Below are 21,537 nucleotides of genomic sequence, written 5' to 3' on the forward strand. Positions count from 1 at the left end.
ATTATTTGAATTCCAACGCCAAAGCGGCACACCAGGACTCGCCTCGCGAGCCTTGAGACAACAGATGCACAGAACGCCCATTGTTATGCGGGGTAATGGTAATGGTCAGGTCGGGCTTTGGCAAAAAGCCTGCACCACGCTGGGGCCACTCCAACAGACACAGTGCATCGCCTTCGAAGTAGTCGCGAATCCCCAGAAACTCCAGCTCCTCCGGGTCCACAAGACGATACAAGTCGAAGTGAAAAGCCCGCACCGGACCTATCTCGTAGGGCTCCACCAGGGTAAAGGTCGGACTTTTTACCGCCCCGTCATGCCCCAGGCCACGGATGATCCCCCGGGACAGGGTGGTTTTGCCCGCCCCCAGATCGCCCTCAAGAAAAATCACCCCCACGCCCTGAGTGACGCGAGCAATGCGTGCACCAAATTCCACCATGGCCTGCTCGTCGGCCAGATAAAGGGTTAACTCAGACACGGTGATTGCTCCTCCAACAACTGACGAATGGCTGGAATCAGATCACTGGCCGCCAGCCCTCGGCCCAATTTGCCTTGCTGCTCGCCAGCGCGGGCGTGTACACAGACCGCCAGGCAAGCCGCATCGAATCTCGACAGTCCCTGCGCCAGCAACGCGCCGATCAATCCTGCGAGCACGTCCCCCAGTCCCGCCGTGGCCATCGCCGGATGCCCACCATCACAGCGGGCCACTTGCCCCTCGGGGCTGGCGATCAGGCTGCCAGCACCCTTGAGCACGGCAACCGCCGAGTATTTTGCGCTCAAGGCTCGGGCCGCCGCCGGACGATCCCCCTGAACCTCGGCGATGGAGATCCCCAGCAGACGAGCCGCCTCCCCAGGATGGGGGGTGATCACGCTGGCCGCCGGCAGTTGTAGACCGCCCAAGGCCAGGAGATTCAAGGCATCGGCATCCCATACCTGAGGCAAAGGCGCGTTGGCCGCTGCCGACAACAGGCTGCGCCCCCAGGCGCCCTGCCCCAGTCCGGGACCAACCACCAGTACCGTGGCCCGCGCCAACAGCCCCATCAGTTGGTTGGCCGAATGAGTGCCCTGGGTCATGACTTCCGGCAGCCGCGCAGCGGCCGCCGCTACGTGCTCATTGCGAGTTGCCAGGGACACCAGCCCCGCACCACTGCGCAAGGCACTTTCCGCACTCAATAACGCGGCGCCAGCAAAGCCGCGGTCGCCACCGATCAGCAACAAATGACCGAATTGCCCCTTATGAGCCTCCAGAGGACGAGCTTCCAATCGCGGCAAATGAGCGTCAGTCAGCAGCTGAACGTCGAGTAAAGGGTGTTTTGTCTGCGGCATGCGTCTTCGGGCTCCGATGTCTGGCAGAATTATACGCACCTCAGCTCCGGTTTCTCTCGCCTCATGCCCGCCATTACCCAGGATCTCCCCGCTCTCGCCCAATCGATCAAGGACTGGGGCCGCGAACTGGGCTTTCAACAAGTCGGTATCAGCGGCCTGGACCTGGCCGAGCATGAGCAGCATCTGGAGCGCTGGCTCGCCGCCGGCTACCACGGCGAAATGGAATACATGGGCGCCCATGGCAGCAAACGCTCCCATCCCGATCAGTTGGTGCCCGGCACGCTACGGGTGGTATCGCTGCGCATGGACTACCTGCCCGGCGACACCCAGATGGCCCAGCGCCTGGCCGAACCGTCCAAGGCTTATGTCTCGCGCTACGCCTTGGGCCGCGACTATCACAAGCTCATCCGCAAACGTGTGCAGCAGTTGGCCGAACGCATCCAGCAAGCCATTGGCCCCTTTGGCTACCGCGCGTTCGTCGACAGCGCACCGGTGCTTGAAAAAGCCATCGCCGAGCAGGCCGGGCTCGGCTGGATCGGCAAGAACACCCTGGTGCTCAACCGCAAGGCCGGCAGCTACTTCTTCCTCAGCGAGCTGTTCGTCGACCTGCCGCTGCCCGTGGACGAGCCCCACGCCACTGAACATTGCGGACGCTGCACCGCCTGCCTGGACATCTGCCCGACCAATGCCTTCGTCGGCCCCTATGTACTGGATGCCCGGCGCTGCATTTCCTACCTGACCATCGAGCTGAAAAACGCCATTCCCGAAGACCTGCGCCCACTGATCGGCAATCGGGTATTCGGCTGCGATGACTGCCAGATCGTCTGCCCCTGGAACCGCTTCGCCCGCCCCTCGGGCGAAGGCGACTTCAAACCCCGGCACAACCTGGACAATGCCGAACTGGCAGAACTGTTCATGTGGGACGAGGACAAGTTCCTCAGCAGCACCGAAGGCTCGCCCCTGCGCCGTGCCGGCTATGAGCGCTGGCTGCGCAACCTGGCGGTGGGCCTGGGCAACGCGCCCTCAAGCATTCCGGTGCTGGAAGCGCTCAAGGCCCGCCAGGACTATCCCTCGGAACTGGTCCGCGAACACGTGCAATGGGCCCTGGCGCAGCACGCCAACCGTCAATGCTCGTCGTTGTAGACGAACTTGGGCATTTCCCAATGAAAGCGGATCGCCAGCAGGCGCAATAGAAAGCCACCGAACAGGGTGACCAGGATCGACTGCTCGCTGGGCAACTGCAGATAGATGCACAGCATGTAGCACCAGGCCGCGGCGAAGGACACGCTGGCGTACAGTTCACGGCGGAAGATCAGGGGAATGTCGTTGCAGAAGATATCCCGGAGGATGCCGCCAAAGACCCCGGTGATCACCCCGCTGACCGACGCCACCAGCATGCCGTGGCCCATTTCCAGGGCGGTCATGCAGCCGATCAGGGTAAAGGCCACCAGTCCCACGGCGTCGAGCACCAGAAACAGCGAACGCAGGTGACGCATCAGGGGCGCGATAAAGATCGTCACCAACGCCGCCACCGAGGTCAGTACCAGGTATTCCGGGTGCTTGACCCAGGTCAGCGGGTAATGCCCCAACAGCACATCACGCACCGAACCACCGCCGAGCGCAGTGACACAGGCGATCAGCACCACGCCAAACCAGTCCATGCCACGCCGGCCGGCAGACAGGGCGCCGGTCATGGCTTCGGCGGTAATGGCGATCAGATAAAGCATCAACAGCATGATGGCGGTCCTTACAGGAAGGCGCGCAGTCTACTCAGTTGAGGCGAGCACCAAAAGAGGGCGGGTACGGGCGCCGCTTGCAGCGTGCGCCCGTTCGCCGGCAAGCCGGCTCCTGCAGGTCAGAATTTGATGAAGTGCTTGCGGTAGTGCTGCAGCTCGGCGATGGACTCGCGGATGTCGTCCAGGGCCAGATGGGTGCTGCCTTTCTTGAAGCTGTCGCGCACGTCAGGAGCCCAGCGGGCGGCCAGCTCCTTGAGGGTCGAAACGTCCAGGTTGCGGTAATGGAAGTAGCTTTCCAGAGCCTTCATGTGGCGATAGAGGAAGCGCCGATCCTGGCAGATGCTGTTGCCACAGATGGGCGACTTGCCCTTGGGTACCCACTGCTCCAGAAAGGCAATGGTCTGGGCTTCGGCTTCGGCCATGCTGATGCGGCTTTCGCGAACCCGCTGGGTCAGGCCGGAACCACCGTGCTGACGAGTGTTCCACTCGTCCATGCCGGCAAGGATCTCGTCGCTCTGGTGGATAGCGATGACCGGCCCTTCAGCCAAGGTGTTCAGATTGCTGTCAGTGACAATGGTCGCCATCTCGATGATGACGTCGGTGTCGGGGTTCAGACCGGTCATTTCCAGATCGATCCAAATCAGGTTCTGTGGGTTTTGCATGGGGGGGGGGCTCCTCGGCGTAGTTGCGCAGTTTAGCCTAGAGGGCCTGCCCGGCGTGCTAAACTCGCCGCCGTTTTACCTATCCGCCGTAATTATCAACACGGAACACCAATGGCCAAACGCCAGCTCAATCGTCGCCAAAACTGGCGCATCGAAAAGATTCAGGGTGAGCGCGCTGCCCGCGCCGCCAAACGCGAGTCCTCCGCCGTAGAGGCGCTGGAGGGTGGCGACCTCGGCCCGGAACAGACCGGCCTGGTCATTGCTCACTTCGGTGTGCAGGTCGAGGTCGAAGCCCGGGAAGGTGAGCTGGCCGGCCAGGTGTTCCGCTGCTACCTGCGAGCCAACCTGCCAGCGCTGGTGACCGGCGATCAGGTGGTCTGGCGCGCCGGCAATCAGGGCATCGGGGTGATCGTCGCGCAATTGCCGCGCAGCACCGAGCTATGCCGACCGGACAGCCGCGGCCAGCTCAAGCCGGTGGCCGCCAACGTCGACATGATCGTGATCGTGTTTGCCCCCATGCCCGAACCCCACGCCAATCTTATCGACCGCTACCTGGTTGCCGCCGAGCACGCCGGGATTCGGCCGCTGCTGCTGCTGAACAAGGCCGACCTGATCGACGAGCAGAACGCTCCGGCACTCAACGCCTTGCTGGCGGTCTATCGCCAACTGGGCTATCCGCTGCTGGAAGTCTCGGCCCACCACGGCGACGGCATGGAGCAACTGCAAGGCTTGCTGGACGGACGCATCAGCGTATTCGTGGGGCAATCGGGGGTGGGCAAGTCATCCTTGGTGAACAGCCTGCTGCCGGAAGTCGAAACCCGAGTCGGCCCGCTGTCGGAATACTCCGGACAGGGCACCCACACCACCACGACCGCGCGACTGTTCCACTTCCCGGGCGGCGGCGAGCTGATCGATTCCCCCGGCATCCGCGAATTCGGCCTGGGGCATGTCAGCCGCGCCGATGTAGAAGCTGGCTTCATCGAGTTCAACGACTTGCTGGGTACCTGCCGCTTCCGCGACTGCAAGCACGATCGCGAGCCGGGTTGTGCATTGCTCAAGGCTTTGGAAGACGGGCGCATCCAGCAGCAACGGATGAACAGCTACCGCTCGATCCTCGCCAGCCTGCCAGACAGCGGCTACTGAGCCGAGCACCGTAGAAACAACAAGGCCGCGATCTTCGCGGCCTTGTTGTTTGTCACCTGACGGTTCCCGGCTTGGGAGCCGGCGCCTGGCCGGCCGATCCCTGCTCATCCATCTTCAATACGCCATCCTCGAAGATGTTCATGCGCTGGCGCACTTCATGAGCGGGCAACGGCTCGCTACCCGGCGGCAAGGCATTCGGGTCCGCCGCCGCACCCGGCACTTCACCTGGCGCCCCAGTACCCTGGTTGGGCGCAGGAGCGTCTGGATCCGTCTGCTCGCCTTCGATAGCGCGCTGGGCCTTCTTGGTCAGCACCACAATATCGATCCGCCGGTTGACCGGGTTGACCGGATTCTTGCGGTCGAACAGCGCAGAGGAGGCAAAGCCCACCACCCGCGCCACTTGCGGATCGGGATAACCGCCAGCCACCAGAGCCCGACGCGCAGCGTTGGCACGGTTGGCGGACAGTTCCCAGTTGCCGAATTCACCACTGCCGGCATAGGGCGTGGCATCGGTATGACCGCTGATGCTGATCTTGTTCGGCACCGCCTTGATGGTGTCGGCCATGGCCAGCAGGATGTCTTCGAAATACGGCTTCAGACGTGCGCTGCCAGAGTCGAACATCGGCCGGTTCTCGGCATCCATGATCTGGATCCGCAAGCCGTCCGGAGTGATTTCGAAGAGGATCTGGTCCTTGAACTTCTGCAGTTGGGGATTCTCTTCAACCTTGTTCTGCAACTCTTGTAGCAGCAGTTCAAGACGCTCGCGCTCCACCTGCTCGGCCATGCCCTCCACCTGATCGGCATCCACCGTGACCTTGTCCGGTTGCGGCTGGGACTTGATCTCGGGGTTTAGGGTGTTATCCGGCGCCAGTTCGGGAGAGCCACCCAGATCAATGATGTAGGGTGTGCCGCTTTCCGAGAAGCCGATCGGGTCCTTGAAGTAACCGGCGATGGCGATCTTCTGTTCCGGGGTTGCGGTGGACAAGAGCCACAGCACCAGGAAGAACGCCATCATCGCCGTGGCGAAGTCGGCGAAGGCGATTTTCCAAGCGCCCCCGTGATGCCCGCCAGCGAAGCGCTTGACGCGCTTGATGATAATCGGCTGATTATTTTCCATGACTTAGCGACCGCGAACCGCTTGTTCCAGCTCGGCGAAGCTAGGACGGTGCGCTGGGTACAGAACCTTGCGCCCGAACTCCACCGCCAGCGAAGGCGGCATGCCGGAAGCCGAAGCGACCAGGGACGCCTTGATGGCTTCGTAGACGTTCAGCTCTTCCTTCGCATCGAGCGCCAGGGAAGTGGCCAGCGGACCAAAGAAACCATAGGCCGCGAGGATACCGAAGAAGGTCCCGACCAAAGCCGCACCTACGTGCAGGCCAATGGACGCCTGGTCGCCTTCCCCCAGGGACGCCATGGTCACCACGATCCCCAATACCGCCGCCACGATACCGAAACCGGGCATGCCATCGGCGATCCCGGTGACTGCATGGGAGGGATGCTCAAGGTCTTCCTTGAGGCTGAACAGTTCCATGTCGAACAACCCTTCCAGCTCGTGAGGAGCCATGTTGCCGGAGGACATGATGCGCAGGTAGTCACAGACAAAAGCAGTCATGCGCTCATCTTTGAGCACCGCAGGATACTTGGCGAAAATCGGACTGGCCGCAGCGTCCTCGATGTCACCCTCGATGGCCATCATGCCTTCGCGACGACTTTTGTTGAGGATCTCGTAGATCAGTCCCAGCACCTCCAGATAGAAGGTGTGAGTGAAGCGCGAACCGAACATGCCCAACGACTTTTTGATGACATGCATCGTCATATAGCCTGGGTTGGCCTGGAGGAATGCGCCAAAGGCAGCACCACCAATGATCAAAACCTCGAAGGGCTGGACCAGTGCCGCGATTTTGCCGTGTGAAAGCACGTATCCGCCGAGCACGCTCGCAAATACGACGATGATGCCGATAATTTTAATCATAGGTAGGAGAGTACTTACTGAGTCGGGTTCAAGGTCATATTCGGAAGTTCTTAAAACTCTTCTTCTACTTATCGGCAAAACTGCGCCAGACTATAGCCAGTTAAGGCGAAAAGCCAGTTTGGCCCGCTCTGGGCGTGTTCACAGCAGACGATGATTGCGCCCGACAATGTCTAATGAAACCAACGTCCCACATTCCCCGCCCACCTCTCTCGACGCCTGGGTAAAGCTCCTCAATGGCGTGCGCTTGCCCGTGCCGCAAGCCAGTCATGATCGAGTGTGCAAAGCCATCGCCAACAATCGCAGTTCGCTGCGGGACATTGCCGAACTGATGCAAAACAGCCCGGCGCTGGCCCTGAGCGTGATCCGCGAAGCCAACCGGCACTCCCACGGCAGCATGAGCGAACCGGCAGAAAACCTGGAGGTCGCGGTCAACCGCCTGGGACTCAAGCGCACCGAAGAACTGCTCGAACAACTGCCCACCCTGCCAGAGGAACAGATTCCGCAGGCTCTGCGTCAGTTGCAACTGATCAGCCAGCACGCCACCCAGCAAGCCAACGGTTTTTTCGCCGGGCGCCTGGCGCGACTGTGGCAGGACATTCACTGGGGCAGCCTGCTGTTTCTCTCGCCACTGTGGGCCATGGCCCTGGTCTACCCCAAGCTCGTGGAAGAGTGGGAACTGCGAGTCATCTATAAGCACGAGTCGGCTCGTCAGGTAGAAATGCAACTGTTCGGCGTTCGGCTGATGGAATTGTGCCAGGCCCTGGTCCATGCCTGGCACCTGCCAATCTGGGTGCGGCAGGGTTATCGCCTGCTGACCCAAGAGCAGCGTCAACTGGCCAAGGTCATGCTGATCGCCCGCGACAGCGAACATCCGCTGCGCCAGCAACAGCGCCTGGATGCCGATCCGGACCTGCAGCGCTGGCTGAACCAGCCAGCCAACTGCGTCCTGCTGGCCAACGGCCTGGCCCTGGCGGCGCAGCACTCCTGGAACAACGCTCATGGCCGACGCTGGCAAAACCTCACCGGCCTGTATCTACAAATGCCGGTCGCCCAGGTCCAGCAACAGCTACACCAGCAGGCCGCAACCAGCGCTCGCAATGACAGCCAACCCAATCTCTGGCACCCGGCCCAGGCCCTGATCTGGCCCTGGGATGTCCGGCGCCTGCACAACGGTGAACAACCGGCACCGGCTCCGACAGCCGAGGAGTTGGCCAAATGGCGCAAGCTCTGCAGCGAACTTCTACTGGAACCCAGCCCCTTCACCAATGCCGTGCACCTCACCAGCTTTGCCCGAGATGCCCTGGTGGCCTGCGGCATGCGTCGAGTGCTGTTACTGATGGTTGACCGCAGCCAGAGCCACCTGCGGGTACAGCAACTCTACGGTCTGCCCAAGGAAACAGCAGGGCTGACACTGCAGGCCAAACAGAGCACGGTCCTGCAACGTCTGCTGGAAAAATCTGCCCAGGTGCGCCTGACGCCGGCCAACAATGGGCAGTTCTCCGCCCACCTGCCAACCTCCTTGCGCCAGTTGTTTCGGGGCGAGCACCTGCTGATGCGCTCCCTGTCGTGCAACGGCCGGGTACTGATGCTGGCCGTGGCCGATCAGGGCGGCGTTCCGTTCTCGGAAATCAGCGTCCAGGCGTTCGGCAAGACCGCTCAGTGCATCGAAAAAGCCTTGCATAGCTTTACCAACCGCAGCCAATGACGCTTGCGCTACAATCCTTCCCTTTGTGCCCTGGGGACCTGACATGTCTGACTTCTCTGGCTTGCCGCTGGTCATCGAACCGAGCGACTTGCTCGCCCGCCTCGACGCCCGCGAACTGATCCTGGTCGACCTGACCAGCGCTGCCCGCTATGCAACCGGGCATATTCCCGGGGCGCGCTTCGTCGACCCCAAGCGCACCCAGCTCGGCCAGCCCCCCGCCCCCGGACTGCTGCCGCCACAGAACGCCCTTGAAGCGCTCTTCGGCGAGCTCGGGCACAACCCGGATGCGGTCTACGTGGTCTATGACGACGAAGGCGGAGGCTGGGCCGGCCGCTTCATCTGGCTGCTGGACGTGATCGGCCACACTCACTACCACTATCTGGACGGCGGCCTCACGGCCTGGCTGGCACAAAGCCTGCCAGTGACCACCGAAGTCCCAACCCCGGCAGGCGGCCCAGTGCCCCTGATCCTGCATGACGAACCCACCGCCACCCGCGAATACCTGCAAAGCCGTCTCGGTGCAGCCGACCTGGCCATCTGGGACGCTCGCGGCCCGCTGGAATACTCCGGGGAGAAAGTCCTGGCCGCCAAGGGCGGACACATTCCCGGCGCGGTGAACTTCGAGTGGACCGCCGGCATGGACCAGGCGCGCCATCTGCGCATCCGCCGCGACATGCCACAGATCCTCGCGGACCTGGGCATCAGCAAAGACAAAGAAGTGATCACCCACTGCCAGACCCACCACCGCTCGGGCTTCACCTATCTGGTGGCCAAGGCGCTGGGCTACCCACGGGTCAAGGGCTACGCCGGCTCCTGGGGCGAATGGGGCAATCATCCCGATACGCCCGTAGAGATTTAAGGTTTTTAAGGACACCCAATGAAAAAGCGTTTGTTCATCCTCAGTCAGTACCTGCTGCCTCATCACCTGCTGTCGCGCCTGGCCGGCTGCATTGCCGAGTGCCGTGTGCGCTGGTTCAAGAATGCGTTCACCAGCTGGTTCGCCAAGCAGTACCAAGTGAACATGTCCGAAGCCCAGGTGGAGGACGTGACGGCCTACGAACATTTCAATGCCTTCTTCACCCGCGCCCTGAAAGAGGGCGCACGCCCGCTGGACCCAACCCCAGGCGCAATCCTCAGCCCCGCCGACGGTGCCATCAGCCAACTGGGGCCGATCGAACACGGCCGGGTGTTCCAGGCCAAGGGCCACAGCTACAGCGTGCTGGAACTGCTGGGTGGCGATCCGGCCCTGGCCGCGCCTTTCATGGGCGGCGACTTCGCCACCGTCTACCTGTCGCCCAAGGACTATCACCGAGTGCACATGCCCCTGGCCGGCACCCTACGGGAAATGGTCTACGTGCCCGGGCGGATCTTCTCGGTCAACCAGACCACCGCCGAGAATGTCCCGGAATTGTTCGCTCGCAACGAACGCGTGGTGTGCATTTTCGACACCGAGCGCGGCCCGATGGCGCTGGTACTGGTCGGCGCAATGATCGTCGCTTCGATTGAAACCGTCTGGGCCGGTCTGGTAACGCCACCCAAACGCGAGCTCAAGACCGTGCGCTACGACGAAGCAGCCCGCGCGCCCATCCATCTGGAAAAAGGCGCAGAGATGGGTCGCTTCAAACTGGGCTCCACGGCCATCGTGCTGTTTGGCCCGGATCAGGTGCAGTGGGCTGAAGAACTGGCCGCCGGCTCGCCAGTGCGGATGGGCCAGGGTATGGGTCTGCCCAAGGCTTGAGACCTGAATGCCGCCCATAAAAAACGCCGCTGATCAGCGGCGTTTTTTATGGGCGGGGATTTTTCCCGAGACTCAGAGCTGCCCGTCGCGATCGCGGAAACCCAGCAGATACAGCACGCCGTCCAGACCCAGGGTCGAGATCGCCTGCTTGGCCGATTGCTTGACCAGCGGTTTGGCACGGAACGCCACGCCCAAGCCGGCAATTCCCAGCATCGGCAAATCGTTGGCGCCATCACCCACCGCGATGGTCTGCTCCAGGCGCAGGCCTTCCTTGTGGGCCAGCTCGCGCAGCAGATCGGCCTTGCGTTGAGCGTCGACAATCGGCTCGATGGCGACGCCGGTGACCTTGCCGTCCACCACCTCCAGTTCGTTGGCGAACACGTAATCGATACCCAGCTTGGCCTGCAACTGCTTGGCAAAGTAGGTGAAGCCGCCGGAGAGAATCGCGGTCTTGTAGCCCAGGCGCTTGAGCTCGGCAAACAGGGTTTCGGCGCCCTCGGTCAGACGCAGGGACGCGCCGATGGAATCCAGCACGCTGACGTCCAGCCCCTTGAGCAACGCCAGGCGCTCCTTGAAGCTGGCACGAAAATCCAGCTCGCCGGCCATGGCCCGCTCGGTGATTTCTGCCACCCGCTCACCCACGCCTGCCGCCTTGGCCAGCTCGTCGATGACCTCGGCTTCGATCAGCGTCGAGTCCATGTCAAACACCGCCAGGCGGCGGTTGCGGCGGAACAGCGAATCTTCCTGGAAGGCGATGTCGACGTTCAGCTCCTGGGCCACGCTGAGGAATTCGGCTCGCAGGGCTTGCGGATCGGCGGCTTCGCCACGCACCGAAAACTCGATGCAGCCTTTGCCCTGATCGGCTGGCATATCCAGGGGCATGCGCCCGGACAGGCGATCGATGTGATCGATGTTCAGACCATACTTGGCAGTGATCGAACTCACTCGCTGCAACTGCTCGGCGGTGACCTTGCGCGTCAGCAGGGTGACGATGTGGCGTTGCTTGCCCTGCCCGTCGACCCATTGCTGATAGTCCTCCTCGGACACCGGTGTGAAACGCACCTGCTGATCGAGCTTGTAGGCGGTGAACAGAATGTCCTTGAGCACCGACGAACTCTGCTCGTTGCTGGGAATTTCAACCAGGATGCCGAACGACAAGGTGTCGTGGATCACCGCCTGACCGATGTCGAGAATGTTCACACCACCCTGGGCCAGAACACCCGTAATGGCCGCAGTCAGACCGGGACGATCTTCGCCGGTGATGTTTATCAGGACAATTTCGCGCAAGGCGCACCCCCGAGGTGGAAAAAAAGCGCATTCTACCCACTTTCGGTGACCATCGGGCACAGCCAGCGCTTTGCCGGTCTAGGGCCTGTCGCTATACTGCGCGTCAACTTCACGGACAAAAGAGCCGAGCTCAGTGAACCGGCCCACGCCAGTTAAAACCGATAACTTCTTCCTGCTGATCTTCCGTGCACTGCGCCACCGCCGTGTGCCGATTGCATTGCGCATTGCCAGCCATAACGTGATTCTGGTCGCCCTGGCCCTGGTGATCTATGCCGGCGTGATGGGCCTGCAGTTCAAGCAAGCCATGCACGAACAAGCCGACGCCCTGGGTCAGAGCCTGACCACCCAGACCGCCACTTCGGCCACCGAGCTACTGGTGTCCAATGACATCCTCAGCCTCAACGTCCTGCTCAACAACCTGACCAAGAACCCGCTGGTGGCCCATGCGGCGATCTACAGCGTCGACAACCGCATCCTCGCCGAAGCCGGGCAACGCCCCAAGAACAGCCTGCTGGGTGAAACCGAAGGCGTCTACCAGACCAAGATCACCTTCCAGGACGTGACCGCCGGCAACCTGCGGATCAGCCTGGACATGGCGCAGTTCCAGCAGCCGATGACCATCAGCCTGCAGAGCATGGGCATTCTCAGCGCTATCCTGCTGGCCCTGGCCCTGGCCCTGAGCCTGCGTCTGGGTCGCCACATCTCCACCCCGCTGCTGCAATTGCGGGTCTGGCTGCGGGACCTGGATGAACACACTCCGGCGACCCAGCGCCAGGACGAAATTGGTGATCTGGCGCGCCAACTGCACGCTCGCCTGGTACCGGAAAAGCCCGAGCCAGAGCTCGAAGAGCAGGATGACGAGGAACACGAAGCCGCATTCGAAGTGCGTAACCTGCGTGACCCAAGCTTTGATGAAAGTACCCCGCTCGCCGGTCTGAAGCCTGCGCCACGGCATCTGGTCAGCGCCGAGGAGGACGAACTGGACGAAGAAGATCCGTTCGCCGACCTGCGTGATCACTCGTCGACTCCCGCCCCCAAACCTGCGCTGCAACCCCAGGTCCCGGCACAGCCTCAGCACAGCGCAGTACTCGCAGTGCAGTTAGGAGCCCAGGAGCAACTGCGCCGCCTGCCCCGCGCGCGGCTGATGGAACTGCTGGAGCGCTATCGCGATTGCCTCGACCAGGCGGCCTCGCTGTACCAGAGCGAACTGCACACCCTGAACGATGGCAGCACGCTGATGCTGTTCCATAGCGAAGACAGCGGCGACGACTACCTCACCAACGCCATTTGCTGCGGCGAGCTGTTGCGTGCTCTGGGCCATGCCCTGCAGATCGAAGTGGCGGACAGCGGCATCACCCTGCAACTGCAATTGGGCCTGACGCTGGGCGAAGGACTGTTCGGCCTGAGCCAGATCGACCTGCTGCTGACCGAAACCGCCCAGGACGCCCTGGCGCTATCCCAGCACAGCCGCAATCTGCTGCTGGTGGAGCGCCAGATCAATGACGACGCGCTGATCCGTCAGCGCGCGCGTATCCGCCCTATCGCCAGCCCGGAAGGAGCTTGCTGTGTCGAACGGCTGATGGAGCCCTATCCGTCAATGCTGGAACGGCAATTGGCGCGCATGCATGAGACACGGGCCAAGCTGTAAGGCTGGCACCGTGCAAGAAACAGCCCGCCAAGTGCGGGCTTTTTTGTGGCCTTCGTGTAGCCACTGACGCAGCTTGCGACAAGCCCCGAAGGAGCTTTAGCGCGAGGCATGACTGCGGCCTGCTCGCAGACTGCAGGGATGGTGCTGGCTATATGGAACACCTGCCACAGCCAGTAACGAAAAGGCCCGCGGATTAGGCGGGCCTTGTCTTGCAGCGGCTCAACTCAGAATCTGAACACTTCCATATCCGTCCGGATTGGCGTGGCCATTGGGATCTTCGGCTGCTTCTCATGCTCGGCAGGCTTGGGCGCTGGTGCCGGCGGCGCCTTGCGTGGCACCTCTGCCACCGCCGGCTGATTGGCCAAGGGTTTGAGGGCGACCGACAATTGCTCGGCCAGACGCTGCAACAACACGCCCTGGGCCTGAACCTGAGACGCCGTGGTACCCGCATGCTGCTCCTGCAGGTGAACAATGCGGTTGTCCCGCACCTGACCACGACGATCGATCAGGCGCCACTGAGCATCCAGTACCGCCGGTTGCGACTTGCCGGAATCCAGGCGAGTGATCGACAGCAGTACCTGAACATCCGGAGTGAAGCCGCTGGTGGCCGGCGCCAGTACCACGCGCTGGCTGTCCAGATGGCCGGCCACCTGGCGCAACAGCAACTGGTCGATGTCCGAAGACAAGCTACCGGCCCAACGACCATCGGTGGAAGCTTGCAGGCTGCCATCGTCCTGGCGTTGCAGGAGGGTTTCCCGTTGCAGGTAGTCAGCGATCAACACCGGCCCCAACAATACCGACATGCCGGCACTGGCCGGCTGAGCTGGACTTCCGCTGTCCAGCTGATACAGCGACACCGGCTGGTGTACGCTGCAACCCGCCAGGCCAAAAACGCCCGCGAGCAAGAAAACAAGAGGAAGGCGCAGAGCAGTCATCATCCCATCCAAGTGGCGGCCACAAGGCTGGCCACAGTGTAAATACTCAAAAAAATTGAATAACGCCCGGCCACGCCAGCGTTTGAAACGCGCATATCATCCGTGAATATGCGCCATGACTCCAGTGTTCTAGCGTTGATCTGGCGCTTAAGCCCAAGATCGAACGCTCTAGCCCGCCCTTAACTGAGCGGCTCTACCAACAACGCATCGACCCGCTGGAAACCGCGAGGCAGTTTGTTGCCACGACGCCCGCGCTCGCCCTTGTAGTGTTCAAGGTCATCGGCCTTCAACGACAAGGTGCGCTTGCCCGCCTGCAACACCAGGGTCGCGCCATCGGGCAGCACCGCGATGTCGGTGACGTACTCTTCGCGGCTGGCCACGCGCTCACCGGGAATGCCGATGATCTTGTTGCCCTTGCCTTTGCCCAGCTGCGGCAGGTCGCTGATCTTGAACACCAGCAGACGCCCCTCGGTGGTTACCGAGGCCAGCCAGTTCTGCTCGCGGTCGGCCACCGGCCGCGGCGCCAGGACCTTGGCGTTGTTCGGCAGGCTCAACAGCGCCTTGCCCGCCTTGTTCTTGGCCTGCAGATCTTCGCCCTTGACCACAAAGCCATAGCCCGCGTCGGAAGCGATCACATACAAGGCATCGTCATCGGGCAACAGTACGCACTCGAACGTCGCACCCGGTGGCGGCGTCAGACGACCGGTCAACGGCTCGCCCTGACCACGGGCCGATGGCAGCGTGTGGGCCGCCACCGAGTAACTGCGGCCGGTGGAGTCGATGAACACCGCGAACTGGTTGGAACGCCCCGCAGCAGCAGTCTTGTAACCGTCACCGGCCTTGTAAGACAAACCAGTGGCGTCAATATCATGCCCCTTGGCGCAGCGAACCCAGCCTTTTTCCGACAAAACGATGGTCACCGGCTCGGTGGGCATCAGCTCATTTTCCGACAGTGCCTTGGCTTCCGCACGGGCAACGATCGGGGAGCGACGATCGTCGCCGTAGGTTTCTGCGTCTTGCAGCAATTCGGTGCGCACCAGCTTCTTCAGCTTGGTCTCGCTGTTGAGCAGGGCTTGCAGCTTGGCCTGCTCCTTGAGCAATTCATCCTGCTCGGCCCGCAGTTTCATCTCTTCCAGACGCGCCAACTGCCGCAGGCGCGTATCGAGGATATAGTCGGCCTGGATTTCGCTGAGGGCGAAACGCTCGATCAGCTTGGCCCGCGGATGCTCCTCGGTACGGATGATGTGAATCACCTCATCCAGGTTGAGGTAAGCGATCAGCAAACCGTCCAACAGGTGCAGGCGACGCTCGACCTTGTCCAGGCGGAACTGCAGGCGCCGGCGCACAGTGCTAACCCGGAACTCCAGCCATTCCACCAGCAACGCCCGCAGGTTCTTCAACTGCGGCTTGCCGTCCAGACCGATGATGTTGATGTTGACCCGGTAGGTCGACTCCAGCTCGGTGGTGGCGAACAGATGCTGCATCAGTTCATCGGGATCGACCCGGTTGGAGCGCGGGATGATCACGATGCGGCAGGGGTTCTCGTGGTCCGACTCGTCCCGCAGGTCGGCCACCATCGGCAGTTTCTTGGCCTGCATCTGCGCGGCAATCTGCTCCAGCACCTTGGCCCCGGAGACCTGGTGCGGCAGCGCGGTGACAATAATGTCGCCATCCTCGATCCGATACACGGCGCGCATGCGCACCGAGCCACGGCCGGTTTCATAGATCTTCAGCAGGTCGGCGCGCGGGGTGATGATTTCCGCTTCGGTGGGGTAATCCGGCCCCTGGATATGCTCGCAGAGCTGCTCCACCGTGGCCTTGGGTTCGTCCAGCAGACGCACGCAGGCCGAAGCCACTTCCCGCAGGTTGTGCGGCGGCACGTCGGTGGCCATACCCACGGCGATACCGGTGGTGCCGTTGAGCAGGATATTAGGCAGACGCGCCGGCAATACCAGAGGTTCCTGCAAGGTGCCGTCGAAGTTCGGCCCCCAGTCCGCAGTGCCCTGGCCCAGCTCGCTGAGCAGCACTTCGGAATAGCGCGACAGACGCGCCTCGGTATAACGCATGGCCGCGAAGGACTTGGGATCGTCCGGCGCACCCCAGTTGCCCTGGCCGTCCACCAGCGTGTAGCGATAGCTGAAGGGCTGTGCCATCAGCACCATGGCTTCGTAGCAGGCGGAATCCCCGTGAGGGTGGAACTTACCGAGCACATCACCCACGGTACGCGCGGATTTCTTGTGCTTGGAATCGGCATCCAGCCCCAGCTCACTCATGGCGTAGACGATACGCCGCTGTACCGGTTTCAGGCCGTCGCCGATATGCGGCAAAGCACGGTCCATGATCACGTACATGGAGTAGTTGAGGTAGGCACTTTCGGTGAAGTCAGCCAGTGACCGGCGTTCTACGCCATCCAGGCTGAGATCAAGGGAGTCGCTCATGCGGGCCTCATTGGTTCGTTGTCTGGCGCAGCAGCATAGTGCCGCCGCGCTGAGTAAATTCAAGTTTCTTCAAAGCGCTCATGCCCAGCAAAATCTGGTCGCCGTCGAGCCCCGGGGCCACCAGGGCCCTGACGTCCTGGAGAACGATATCCCCCAATTGCAAACGCTCGATGCGGGTCCGATAACCCTCGCTGCGCCCGTTGGCCGTGCTCAGGGTGACCGGCACCCCACGCTCCAGGCCCAGGCGCTCGGCCAGCCCGGAAGGAATCGACACCTCGGTGGCGCCGGTATCGAGCATGAATTGCACCGGCTGCCCGTTGATATGGCCGCTGGCGACGAAATGCCCCTGGCCGTTGCCGACCAGTTTCACTTCGATATAACCCTCATGTTGTTGCGAACTGACGACCGTGTTCGGGTTCTCCTGACGGGCCTCCCAATCGGCGAAGAACCGCGTGGCCAGGAACAGCGCAGCGGCCCAGGCCATGATCAGCATCACGCGCCCGGCACTCTTGCCCGGTTGCTGGCTCATGACTTGCTACTCCAGCCACCTTCAGGCGCAGCAAAACGCCAGACGATGGGACGGGCCTCGCCATCGGCGCGGGCTCCATTGTTGTTGTCCACACCGATCCAGGCCCCCTTGGCATCCACCACCAAGGCTTCCGCCAGCCCATAGGGCTGTGGATAACGTCGATGCTCCACCAGCGCCTCGGCGGCATAGGACCAGCACTGCTCGACCTTGGCGGTCTGCGCATCCCGGCGACAGATCTGATAGGCGTTACGCTCCAGGGTGAACAACTTGCCGTCGAACAGCGACACGTCGGCAAAATCCCGGGACACCGCCTTGGCATTGGGCACCTGCTCCGGCTGCATTTCCGAGCCAGCCTCACTGAGCAGCACGCAACCACCATCACAGTCCCAGGTGGTCTGCCCGCGCTTGATCAGCAACAGCCCGCGCCGCTCACGCTCCGCCGCCAACCAGATCTGATCGCCGGCAGGGTTCACCGCCAGGCCTTCGAACAAGGCGTTGAAATGCAGGAGCATGCCACTGGCCCGCGCTTCACGGACCATGATCGGGGAGATCTTCAACCAGGCCGGCGCGCCTTGCGCCGGCACTTGTAGCACCGCGGCATGAGCCTCGCTGATCACATACTTGTTGCTGGCGGCGTCGCAGGAGATGCCTTCGAAATCCAGGTCGCCGCCACGCACGAAGGACGCCGCCCAGGTCCGTGACTTCAAGCCCCAGGGCAAGCCGGTATCGGGTACTGCAGGTACCTCCAGCTTGACGGCATCGGCCTGCCAAGCACTGTCGCGGGTATCGAGCTTGTAGATCTGATCGTCATCGCGGTCGGAAACCGTCCACAAATCCTGGCCACAGAGTGCCAGCCCGGACAGATTGCCACCGCGCATGCCTTCCACAGGATGCTCGGACAACAAGGTCAGTTCGGGCACTGGCGCGGCCACCACCGAGTTTGCCAATAGCGCTAGGGCCAGGACAAAACCTCTGTGCATCAGGCCAGCACCTCGGCCAGGTTGCCCTTGGACTCCAGCCAGGACTTGCGATCACCGGCGCGCTTCTTCGCCAGCAGCATGTCCATGATTTCTGCGGTGGCCTCGACGTCGTCCAGGGTCAACTGCACCAGGCGCCGAGTGTTCGGGTCCATGGTGGTTTCACGCAGTTGCGGCGGGTTCATCTCACCCAGCCCCTTGAATCGGGTGACCTGGGGCTTGCCGCGCTTCTTCTCGGCCACCAGGCGATCGAGAATGCCGTCGCGCTCGGCATCATCGAGGGCGTAGAAGATGTCCTTGCCCAGGTCGATGCGGTACAGCGGCGGCATGGCCACATAGACGTGACCGGCATTCACCAACGGGCGGAAATGCTGGACGAACAAGGCACAGAGCAAGGTGGCGATGTGCAAACCGTCGGAGTCGGCATCGGCGAGGATGCAGATCTTGCCGTAGCGCAGTTGGCTCATGTCCTCGGCGCCTGGATCGACCCCGATGGCCACAGCGATGTTGTGCACTTCCTGGCTGGCCAGGACTTCGCTCCCGTCCACTTCCCAGGTGTTGAGGATCTTGCCGCGCAACGGCAGGATCGCCTGAAATTCCTTGTCCCGCGCCTGCTTGGCCGAACCGCCAGCAGAGTCACCTTCCACCAGGAACAGTTCGGAGCGCATTGGGTCCTGGCCAGCGCAGTCCGCCAGCTTGCCGGGCAGCGCCGGGCCTTGGGTAATGCGCTTGCGCTCGACCTTCTTGCTGGCCTTCAAGCGGCGACCGGCGTTGCTGATGGCCAACTCCGCCAGTTGCATGCCCAGCTCGGGATTGGCATTGAGCCACAGGCTGAAAGCGTCCTTGACCACACCGGAAACGAAAGCCGCCGCCTCACGGGACGACAAACGCTCTTTGGTCTGGCCGGAGAACTGGGCGTCTTGCATCTTCATCGACAGGACGAAGGCGATCCGTTCCCAGACGTCTTCCGGAGCCAGCTTCAGGCCACGGGGCAGCAGGTTGCGGAATTCGCAGAACTCGCGCATGGCATCCAGCAGGCCCTGGCGCAGGCCGTTGACGTGGGTGCCGCCCTGGGCCGTGGGGATCAGGTTGACGTAGCTTTCCTGAACACTGTCGCCACCTTCCGGTAGCCACAGCAGGGCCCAGTCCACCGCTTCCTTGTTACCGGCCAGGCTGCCGCAGAACGGCTCGCTGGGCAGGCGTTCGAATTCGCTGACCGCATCCACCAGATAGGAGCGCAAGCCGTCTTCGTAATGCCACTCGACCTTCTCACCGCTGGACTTGTCCTCGAAGCTCACCAACAGCCCCGGGCACAGTACCGCCTTGGCCTTGAGCACATGCTTGAGGCGGCTGACGGAGAATTTCGGCGAATCGAAGTATTTCGGGTCCGGGGCAAAGTACACACTGGTACCAGTGTTGCGCTTGCCCACGGTGCCGACCACTTCCAGCTCGGTGGCCTTGTAGCCATCGGCGAAGGTCATCTGGTATTCGTTGCCGTCGCGCTTGACCCGCACCCGCACCTGGTTCGACAGGGCGTTGACCACGGAAATACCCACCCCGTGCAAACCGCCGGAGAACTGGTAGTTCTTGTTGGAAAACTTGCCGCCGGCATGGAGCTTGGTGAGGATCAGCTCGATCCCGGACACGCCCTCTTCCGGATGGATATCCACGGGCATGCCGCGGCCGTCGTCGCAGACTTCCAGGGAATGGTCGGCGTGCAGGATGACCTGTATCGACTTCGCATGGCCGGCCAGGGCTTCGTCGACACTGTTGTCGATGACTTCCTGGGCCAAATGGTTGGGCCGCGTGGTGTCGGTGTACATGCCCGGGCGTTTGCGCACCGGGTCGAGTCCCGAGAGGACTTCGATGGCGTCTGCGTTATAAGAGCTAGCGCTGGGAGTGGCCATGGGTTCTCGTCGTTAGTCGTTCAATGAATATGGGGCGAGGCCTTCACAGTGCCGTGAAGTCGATCGCCTGGTACTGATCGGCAGTGATGCCGGCAAAATTCAACATCGCCGGCAATTGTCCGGCAAAACCTTGGAAACTATGATCGCCGCCAGCCTGAATGCGCAAGGCGCAGGCACGGTAATAGCGCTCGGCGCTGCGATAGTCCAGCGTCTCGTCCCCGCTCTGCAACCACACCTGATAACGCTGTGGGTCCTGAGGCGGCGCGACTTCCAGCGCTGCCAGGGCCGCCACATGGTCATGGGTCAGCTCCCAGGTTTCATCGGTATACAGGTTTTTCTGCGTGCCCAGATAACCGTCGAACATCCGGTGCGGGCTGACAGCAGGGTTGATCAGCAGGGCTTTGAGCCCGTAGCGCTCGGCAAGGTGAGTCGCATAGTAGCCGCCGAGCGAGCTGCCGACCAGCAATGGTCGACCGAGCTCGGCAATCGCCTGCTCCAGCTGGCCAATGGCCTGTCGCGGATGATGATGCAGGGCCGGTACCCGCAATTGTTCAGCCAGCCCCAGCTGCTCCATGACACGCCGCAACTGAGAGGCCTTGGTCGACGCGGGAGCACTGTTGAAGCCGTGGATATAAAGGATCGAACCGGACATGCGAACTCCCTGTGCACCTGGGCAAAAGCCGCAGTTTACAGGGATGACGACAGGTTACGAAGCCGCTTCAGTAGCCGTTGCTACCGTAGTCGATGGTGAATTCGTAGCCCAGGACCCGTTCCACGCCGGTTTCCAACCGTCCATCGGGCCACAACCGCAGCCAGCGATAGCCAGGCACCTGCTCCTCGACCTTGAAGTCGTCGCTGCCGGGCTCGAACTGGATGCAGGTCGAGGGTGAGGCCAATAGCCGCACGGCGCCGCGCTGGCGGTCGATTTCCTGATGCACATGCCCCCAGAGCAAGGCTCGGACCTGAGGGAAAGCGTCGAGCACGGCGAACAGCGCCTCGGCGTTGCGCAGGCCAATGGGCTCCATCCAGGCGCAGTCGATGGATACCGGGTGATGGTGCAGACAGACCAGATGATGGCGTTCCGGAGCTTCGCTCAGGGAGCGGGCCAGCAATTGCAGTTGGTCATCCTGCAGATAACCCGGCACCGAGCCGGGCACCGCAGAGTCCAGCAGGGTGATGCGCCAGTTGCCGATATCCATTACCGGCTCCAGCAAGTCACTGTCCCGCGTCGCCAGTTGCATGACCTGCGGCTCGTCATGGTTGCCCGGCAGCCAGCGGCCCGGTGCCGGAATCTGTCGGGTCAACTGACGAAAGCGCTGATAGGACTCCAGGGAGCCGTCCTGGGACAGATCGCCCGTGGCCAGTATCAGGTCGATCCGCGGCTGCTGCTCCAGCACCTGCTCGATGACCCGCTGCAGACTGTCGGCGGTGTTCATGCCCAGCAAAGTGCCGTCAGTGTCGGCAAACAGGTGGCTGTCAGACAGTTGCACCAGCAGTACGGAATCGTCGGCAGTCAGTGCGGATACGCTTGGCACGGCGT

At 62.2% G+C, this 21,537-nt stretch carries 20 protein-coding genes; 6 read left to right on the top strand and 14 right to left on the bottom strand.

Translation table 11 applies throughout. The annotated features are described in order from the left end of the window. Window position 1: 1 nt before the first annotated feature. A complete protein-coding gene (tsaE, locus tag PQT43_RS14765) occupies window positions 2–472 on the bottom strand; it encodes a tRNA (adenosine(37)-N6)-threonylcarbamoyltransferase complex ATPase subunit type 1 TsaE (RefSeq protein WP_102862906.1) in 471 nt (156 codons plus the stop codon). After that, window positions 460–1,320, bottom strand: a complete 861-nt coding sequence (locus PQT43_RS14770) for an NAD(P)H-hydrate dehydratase (RefSeq protein WP_272754209.1) — start codon at window positions 1,318–1,320, stop codon at window positions 460–462. Before PQT43_RS14770 ends, tsaE begins: the two co-directional genes overlap by 13 nt. Window positions 1,321–1,383: 63 nt before the next feature. Between PQT43_RS14770 and queG the strand changes: the two genes are divergently transcribed. After that, window positions 1,384–2,463, top strand: a complete 1,080-nt coding sequence (gene queG / locus PQT43_RS14775) for a tRNA epoxyqueuosine(34) reductase QueG (RefSeq protein WP_102882014.1) — start codon at window positions 1,384–1,386, stop codon at window positions 2,461–2,463. On the opposite strand, the gene PQT43_RS14780 is transcribed toward queG, so the two are convergent. Together PQT43_RS14780 and orn are read right to left on the bottom strand one after the other, a co-directional pair. Beyond that, window positions 2,445–3,059 carry a trimeric intracellular cation channel family protein gene (locus PQT43_RS14780; protein WP_169893104.1) on the bottom strand — a complete coding sequence of 205 codons (615 nt, stop codon included), beginning with the start codon at window positions 3,057–3,059 and terminating at the stop codon, window positions 2,445–2,447. The genes queG and PQT43_RS14780 overlap by 19 nt on opposite strands. Before the next feature lie 116 nt (window positions 3,060–3,175). Next, window positions 3,176–3,718: an oligoribonuclease gene (orn, locus tag PQT43_RS14785; protein ID WP_011058931.1), complete on the bottom strand. Its 543-nt coding sequence runs from the start codon at window positions 3,716–3,718 to the stop codon at window positions 3,176–3,178. A gap of 111 nt (window positions 3,719–3,829) precedes the next feature. Here orn and rsgA point away from each other — a divergent pair, with 111 nt between their 5' ends. Then, window positions 3,830–4,861, top strand: coding sequence for a small ribosomal subunit biogenesis GTPase RsgA (gene rsgA / locus PQT43_RS14790; protein WP_110595440.1), 1,032 nt, complete (start codon window positions 3,830–3,832; stop codon window positions 4,859–4,861). Window positions 4,862–4,913: 52 nt separating this feature from the next. On the opposite strand, the gene motB is transcribed toward rsgA, so the two are convergent. Both motB and motA read right to left on the bottom strand, forming a co-directional pair. After that, window positions 4,914–5,978, bottom strand: coding sequence for a flagellar motor protein MotB (motB, locus tag PQT43_RS14795; RefSeq protein WP_267269286.1), 1,065 nt, complete (start codon window positions 5,976–5,978; stop codon window positions 4,914–4,916). Window positions 5,979–5,981: 3 nt separating this feature from the next. Next, window positions 5,982–6,833: a flagellar motor stator protein MotA gene (motA, locus tag PQT43_RS14800; RefSeq protein WP_253084240.1), complete on the bottom strand. Its 852-nt coding sequence runs from the start codon at window positions 6,831–6,833 to the stop codon at window positions 5,982–5,984. Between the two features lie 166 nt (window positions 6,834–6,999). Here motA and PQT43_RS14805 point away from each other — a divergent pair, with 166 nt between their 5' ends. Genes PQT43_RS14805 through asd form a run of 3 tightly spaced genes read left to right on the top strand, consistent with a single transcriptional unit; the run spans window position 7,000 to window position 10,276 of the window. Further along, window positions 7,000–8,538: an HDOD domain-containing protein gene (locus PQT43_RS14805; RefSeq protein ID WP_272754210.1), complete on the top strand. Its 1,539-nt coding sequence runs from the start codon at window positions 7,000–7,002 to the stop codon at window positions 8,536–8,538. A gap of 43 nt (window positions 8,539–8,581) precedes the next feature. Beyond that, window positions 8,582–9,397, top strand: a complete 816-nt coding sequence (gene rhdA / locus PQT43_RS14810) for a thiosulfate sulfurtransferase (RefSeq protein ID WP_272754211.1) — start codon at window positions 8,582–8,584, stop codon at window positions 9,395–9,397. Window positions 9,398–9,415: 18 nt separating this feature from the next. Continuing rightward, window positions 9,416–10,276 (top strand): archaetidylserine decarboxylase, encoded by an 861-nt coding sequence (gene asd / locus PQT43_RS14815; protein ID WP_102862898.1) that lies wholly within the window; start codon window positions 9,416–9,418, stop codon window positions 10,274–10,276. A gap of 72 nt (window positions 10,277–10,348) precedes the next feature. On the opposite strand, the gene serB is transcribed toward asd, so the two are convergent. Further along, a complete protein-coding gene (gene serB / locus PQT43_RS14820; RefSeq protein WP_102862897.1) occupies window positions 10,349–11,563 on the bottom strand; it encodes a phosphoserine phosphatase SerB in 1,215 nt (404 codons plus the stop codon). 133 nt (window positions 11,564–11,696) lie between these two features. On the opposite strand from serB, the gene PQT43_RS14825 reads away from it, so the two are divergent. Then, a complete protein-coding gene (locus PQT43_RS14825) occupies window positions 11,697–13,211 on the top strand; it encodes an AhpA/YtjB family protein (protein WP_272754212.1) in 1,515 nt (504 codons plus the stop codon). A 224-nt stretch (window positions 13,212–13,435) separates the two neighbouring features. Here the strand turns inward: PQT43_RS14825 and PQT43_RS14830 are convergent, their stop codons facing one another. From PQT43_RS14830 to cpdA, 7 genes are all read right to left on the bottom strand, one after another. Beyond that, window positions 13,436–14,146 (bottom strand): PqiC family protein, encoded by a 711-nt coding sequence (locus PQT43_RS14830; protein ID WP_102882020.1) that lies wholly within the window; start codon window positions 14,144–14,146, stop codon window positions 13,436–13,438. A gap of 179 nt (window positions 14,147–14,325) precedes the next feature. Beyond that, the gene (gene parC / locus PQT43_RS14835) at window positions 14,326–16,584 is read right to left on the bottom strand and encodes a DNA topoisomerase IV subunit A (RefSeq protein WP_102882021.1); all 2,259 of its coding nucleotides are present in this window, start codon (window positions 16,582–16,584) and stop codon (window positions 14,326–14,328) included. Between the two features lie 7 nt (window positions 16,585–16,591). Next, window positions 16,592–17,113: a retropepsin-like aspartic protease family protein gene (locus PQT43_RS14840; RefSeq protein WP_102862893.1), complete on the bottom strand. Its 522-nt coding sequence runs from the start codon at window positions 17,111–17,113 to the stop codon at window positions 16,592–16,594. After that, window positions 17,110–18,093 (bottom strand): esterase-like activity of phytase family protein, encoded by a 984-nt coding sequence (locus PQT43_RS14845; RefSeq protein ID WP_272754213.1) that lies wholly within the window; start codon window positions 18,091–18,093, stop codon window positions 17,110–17,112. Before PQT43_RS14845 ends, PQT43_RS14840 begins: the two co-directional genes overlap by 4 nt. After that, window positions 18,093–19,997 (bottom strand): DNA topoisomerase IV subunit B, encoded by a 1,905-nt coding sequence (parE, locus tag PQT43_RS14850; RefSeq protein WP_102882023.1) that lies wholly within the window; start codon window positions 19,995–19,997, stop codon window positions 18,093–18,095. The genes PQT43_RS14845 and parE overlap by 1 nt, the downstream gene beginning before the upstream one ends. A gap of 43 nt (window positions 19,998–20,040) precedes the next feature. Further along, on the bottom strand, window positions 20,041–20,649 hold the full coding sequence (locus tag PQT43_RS14855) for a YqiA/YcfP family alpha/beta fold hydrolase (RefSeq protein ID WP_272754214.1): 609 nt from the start codon (window positions 20,647–20,649) through the stop codon (window positions 20,041–20,043). 67 nt (window positions 20,650–20,716) lie between these two features. Beyond that, a complete protein-coding gene (gene cpdA, locus PQT43_RS14860; RefSeq protein WP_272754215.1) occupies window positions 20,717–21,532 on the bottom strand; it encodes a 3',5'-cyclic-AMP phosphodiesterase in 816 nt (271 codons plus the stop codon). Between the last annotated feature and the right edge of the window lie 5 nt (window positions 21,533–21,537).

This window comes from Pseudomonas sp. BLCC-B112, assembly GCF_028550695.1.
In the GTDB taxonomy this organism is placed as follows: domain Bacteria; phylum Pseudomonadota; class Gammaproteobacteria; order Pseudomonadales; family Pseudomonadaceae; genus Aquipseudomonas; species Aquipseudomonas danubii.

What these genes read in the sequence shown, in the direction of transcription:
- PQT43_RS14770 (WP_272754209.1), bottom strand. Translation starts at nt 1,320, where the DNA reads ATGCCGCAGACAAAACACCCTTTACTCGACGTTCAGCTGCTGACTGAC.
- queG (WP_102882014.1), top strand. Translation starts at nt 1,384, where the DNA reads ATGCCCGCCATTACCCAGGATCTCCCCGCTCTCGCCCAATCGATCAAG.
- orn (WP_011058931.1), bottom strand. Translation starts at nt 3,718, where the DNA reads ATGCAAAACCCACAGAACCTGATTTGGATCGATCTGGAAATGACCGGT.
- rsgA (WP_110595440.1), top strand. Translation starts at nt 3,830, where the DNA reads ATGGCCAAACGCCAGCTCAATCGTCGCCAAAACTGGCGCATCGAAAAG.
- motB (WP_267269286.1), bottom strand. Translation starts at nt 5,978, where the DNA reads ATGGAAAATAATCAGCCGATTATCATCAAGCGCGTCAAGCGCTTCGCT.
- motA (WP_253084240.1), bottom strand. Translation starts at nt 6,833, where the DNA reads ATGATTAAAATTATCGGCATCATCGTCGTATTTGCGAGCGTGCTCGGC.
- PQT43_RS14805 (WP_272754210.1), top strand. Translation starts at nt 7,000, where the DNA reads ATGTCTAATGAAACCAACGTCCCACATTCCCCGCCCACCTCTCTCGAC.
- rhdA (WP_272754211.1), top strand. Translation starts at nt 8,582, where the DNA reads ATGTCTGACTTCTCTGGCTTGCCGCTGGTCATCGAACCGAGCGACTTG.
- asd (WP_102862898.1), top strand. Translation starts at nt 9,416, where the DNA reads ATGAAAAAGCGTTTGTTCATCCTCAGTCAGTACCTGCTGCCTCATCAC.
- PQT43_RS14830 (WP_102882020.1), bottom strand. Translation starts at nt 14,146, where the DNA reads ATGACTGCTCTGCGCCTTCCTCTTGTTTTCTTGCTCGCGGGCGTTTTT.
- parC (WP_102882021.1), bottom strand. Translation starts at nt 16,584, where the DNA reads ATGAGCGACTCCCTTGATCTCAGCCTGGATGGCGTAGAACGCCGGTCA.
- PQT43_RS14840 (WP_102862893.1), bottom strand. Translation starts at nt 17,113, where the DNA reads ATGAGCCAGCAACCGGGCAAGAGTGCCGGGCGCGTGATGCTGATCATG.
- PQT43_RS14845 (WP_272754213.1), bottom strand. Translation starts at nt 18,093, where the DNA reads ATGCACAGAGGTTTTGTCCTGGCCCTAGCGCTATTGGCAAACTCGGTG.
- parE (WP_102882023.1), bottom strand. Translation starts at nt 19,997, where the DNA reads ATGGCCACTCCCAGCGCTAGCTCTTATAACGCAGACGCCATCGAAGTC.
- PQT43_RS14855 (WP_272754214.1), bottom strand. Translation starts at nt 20,649, where the DNA reads ATGTCCGGTTCGATCCTTTATATCCACGGCTTCAACAGTGCTCCCGCG.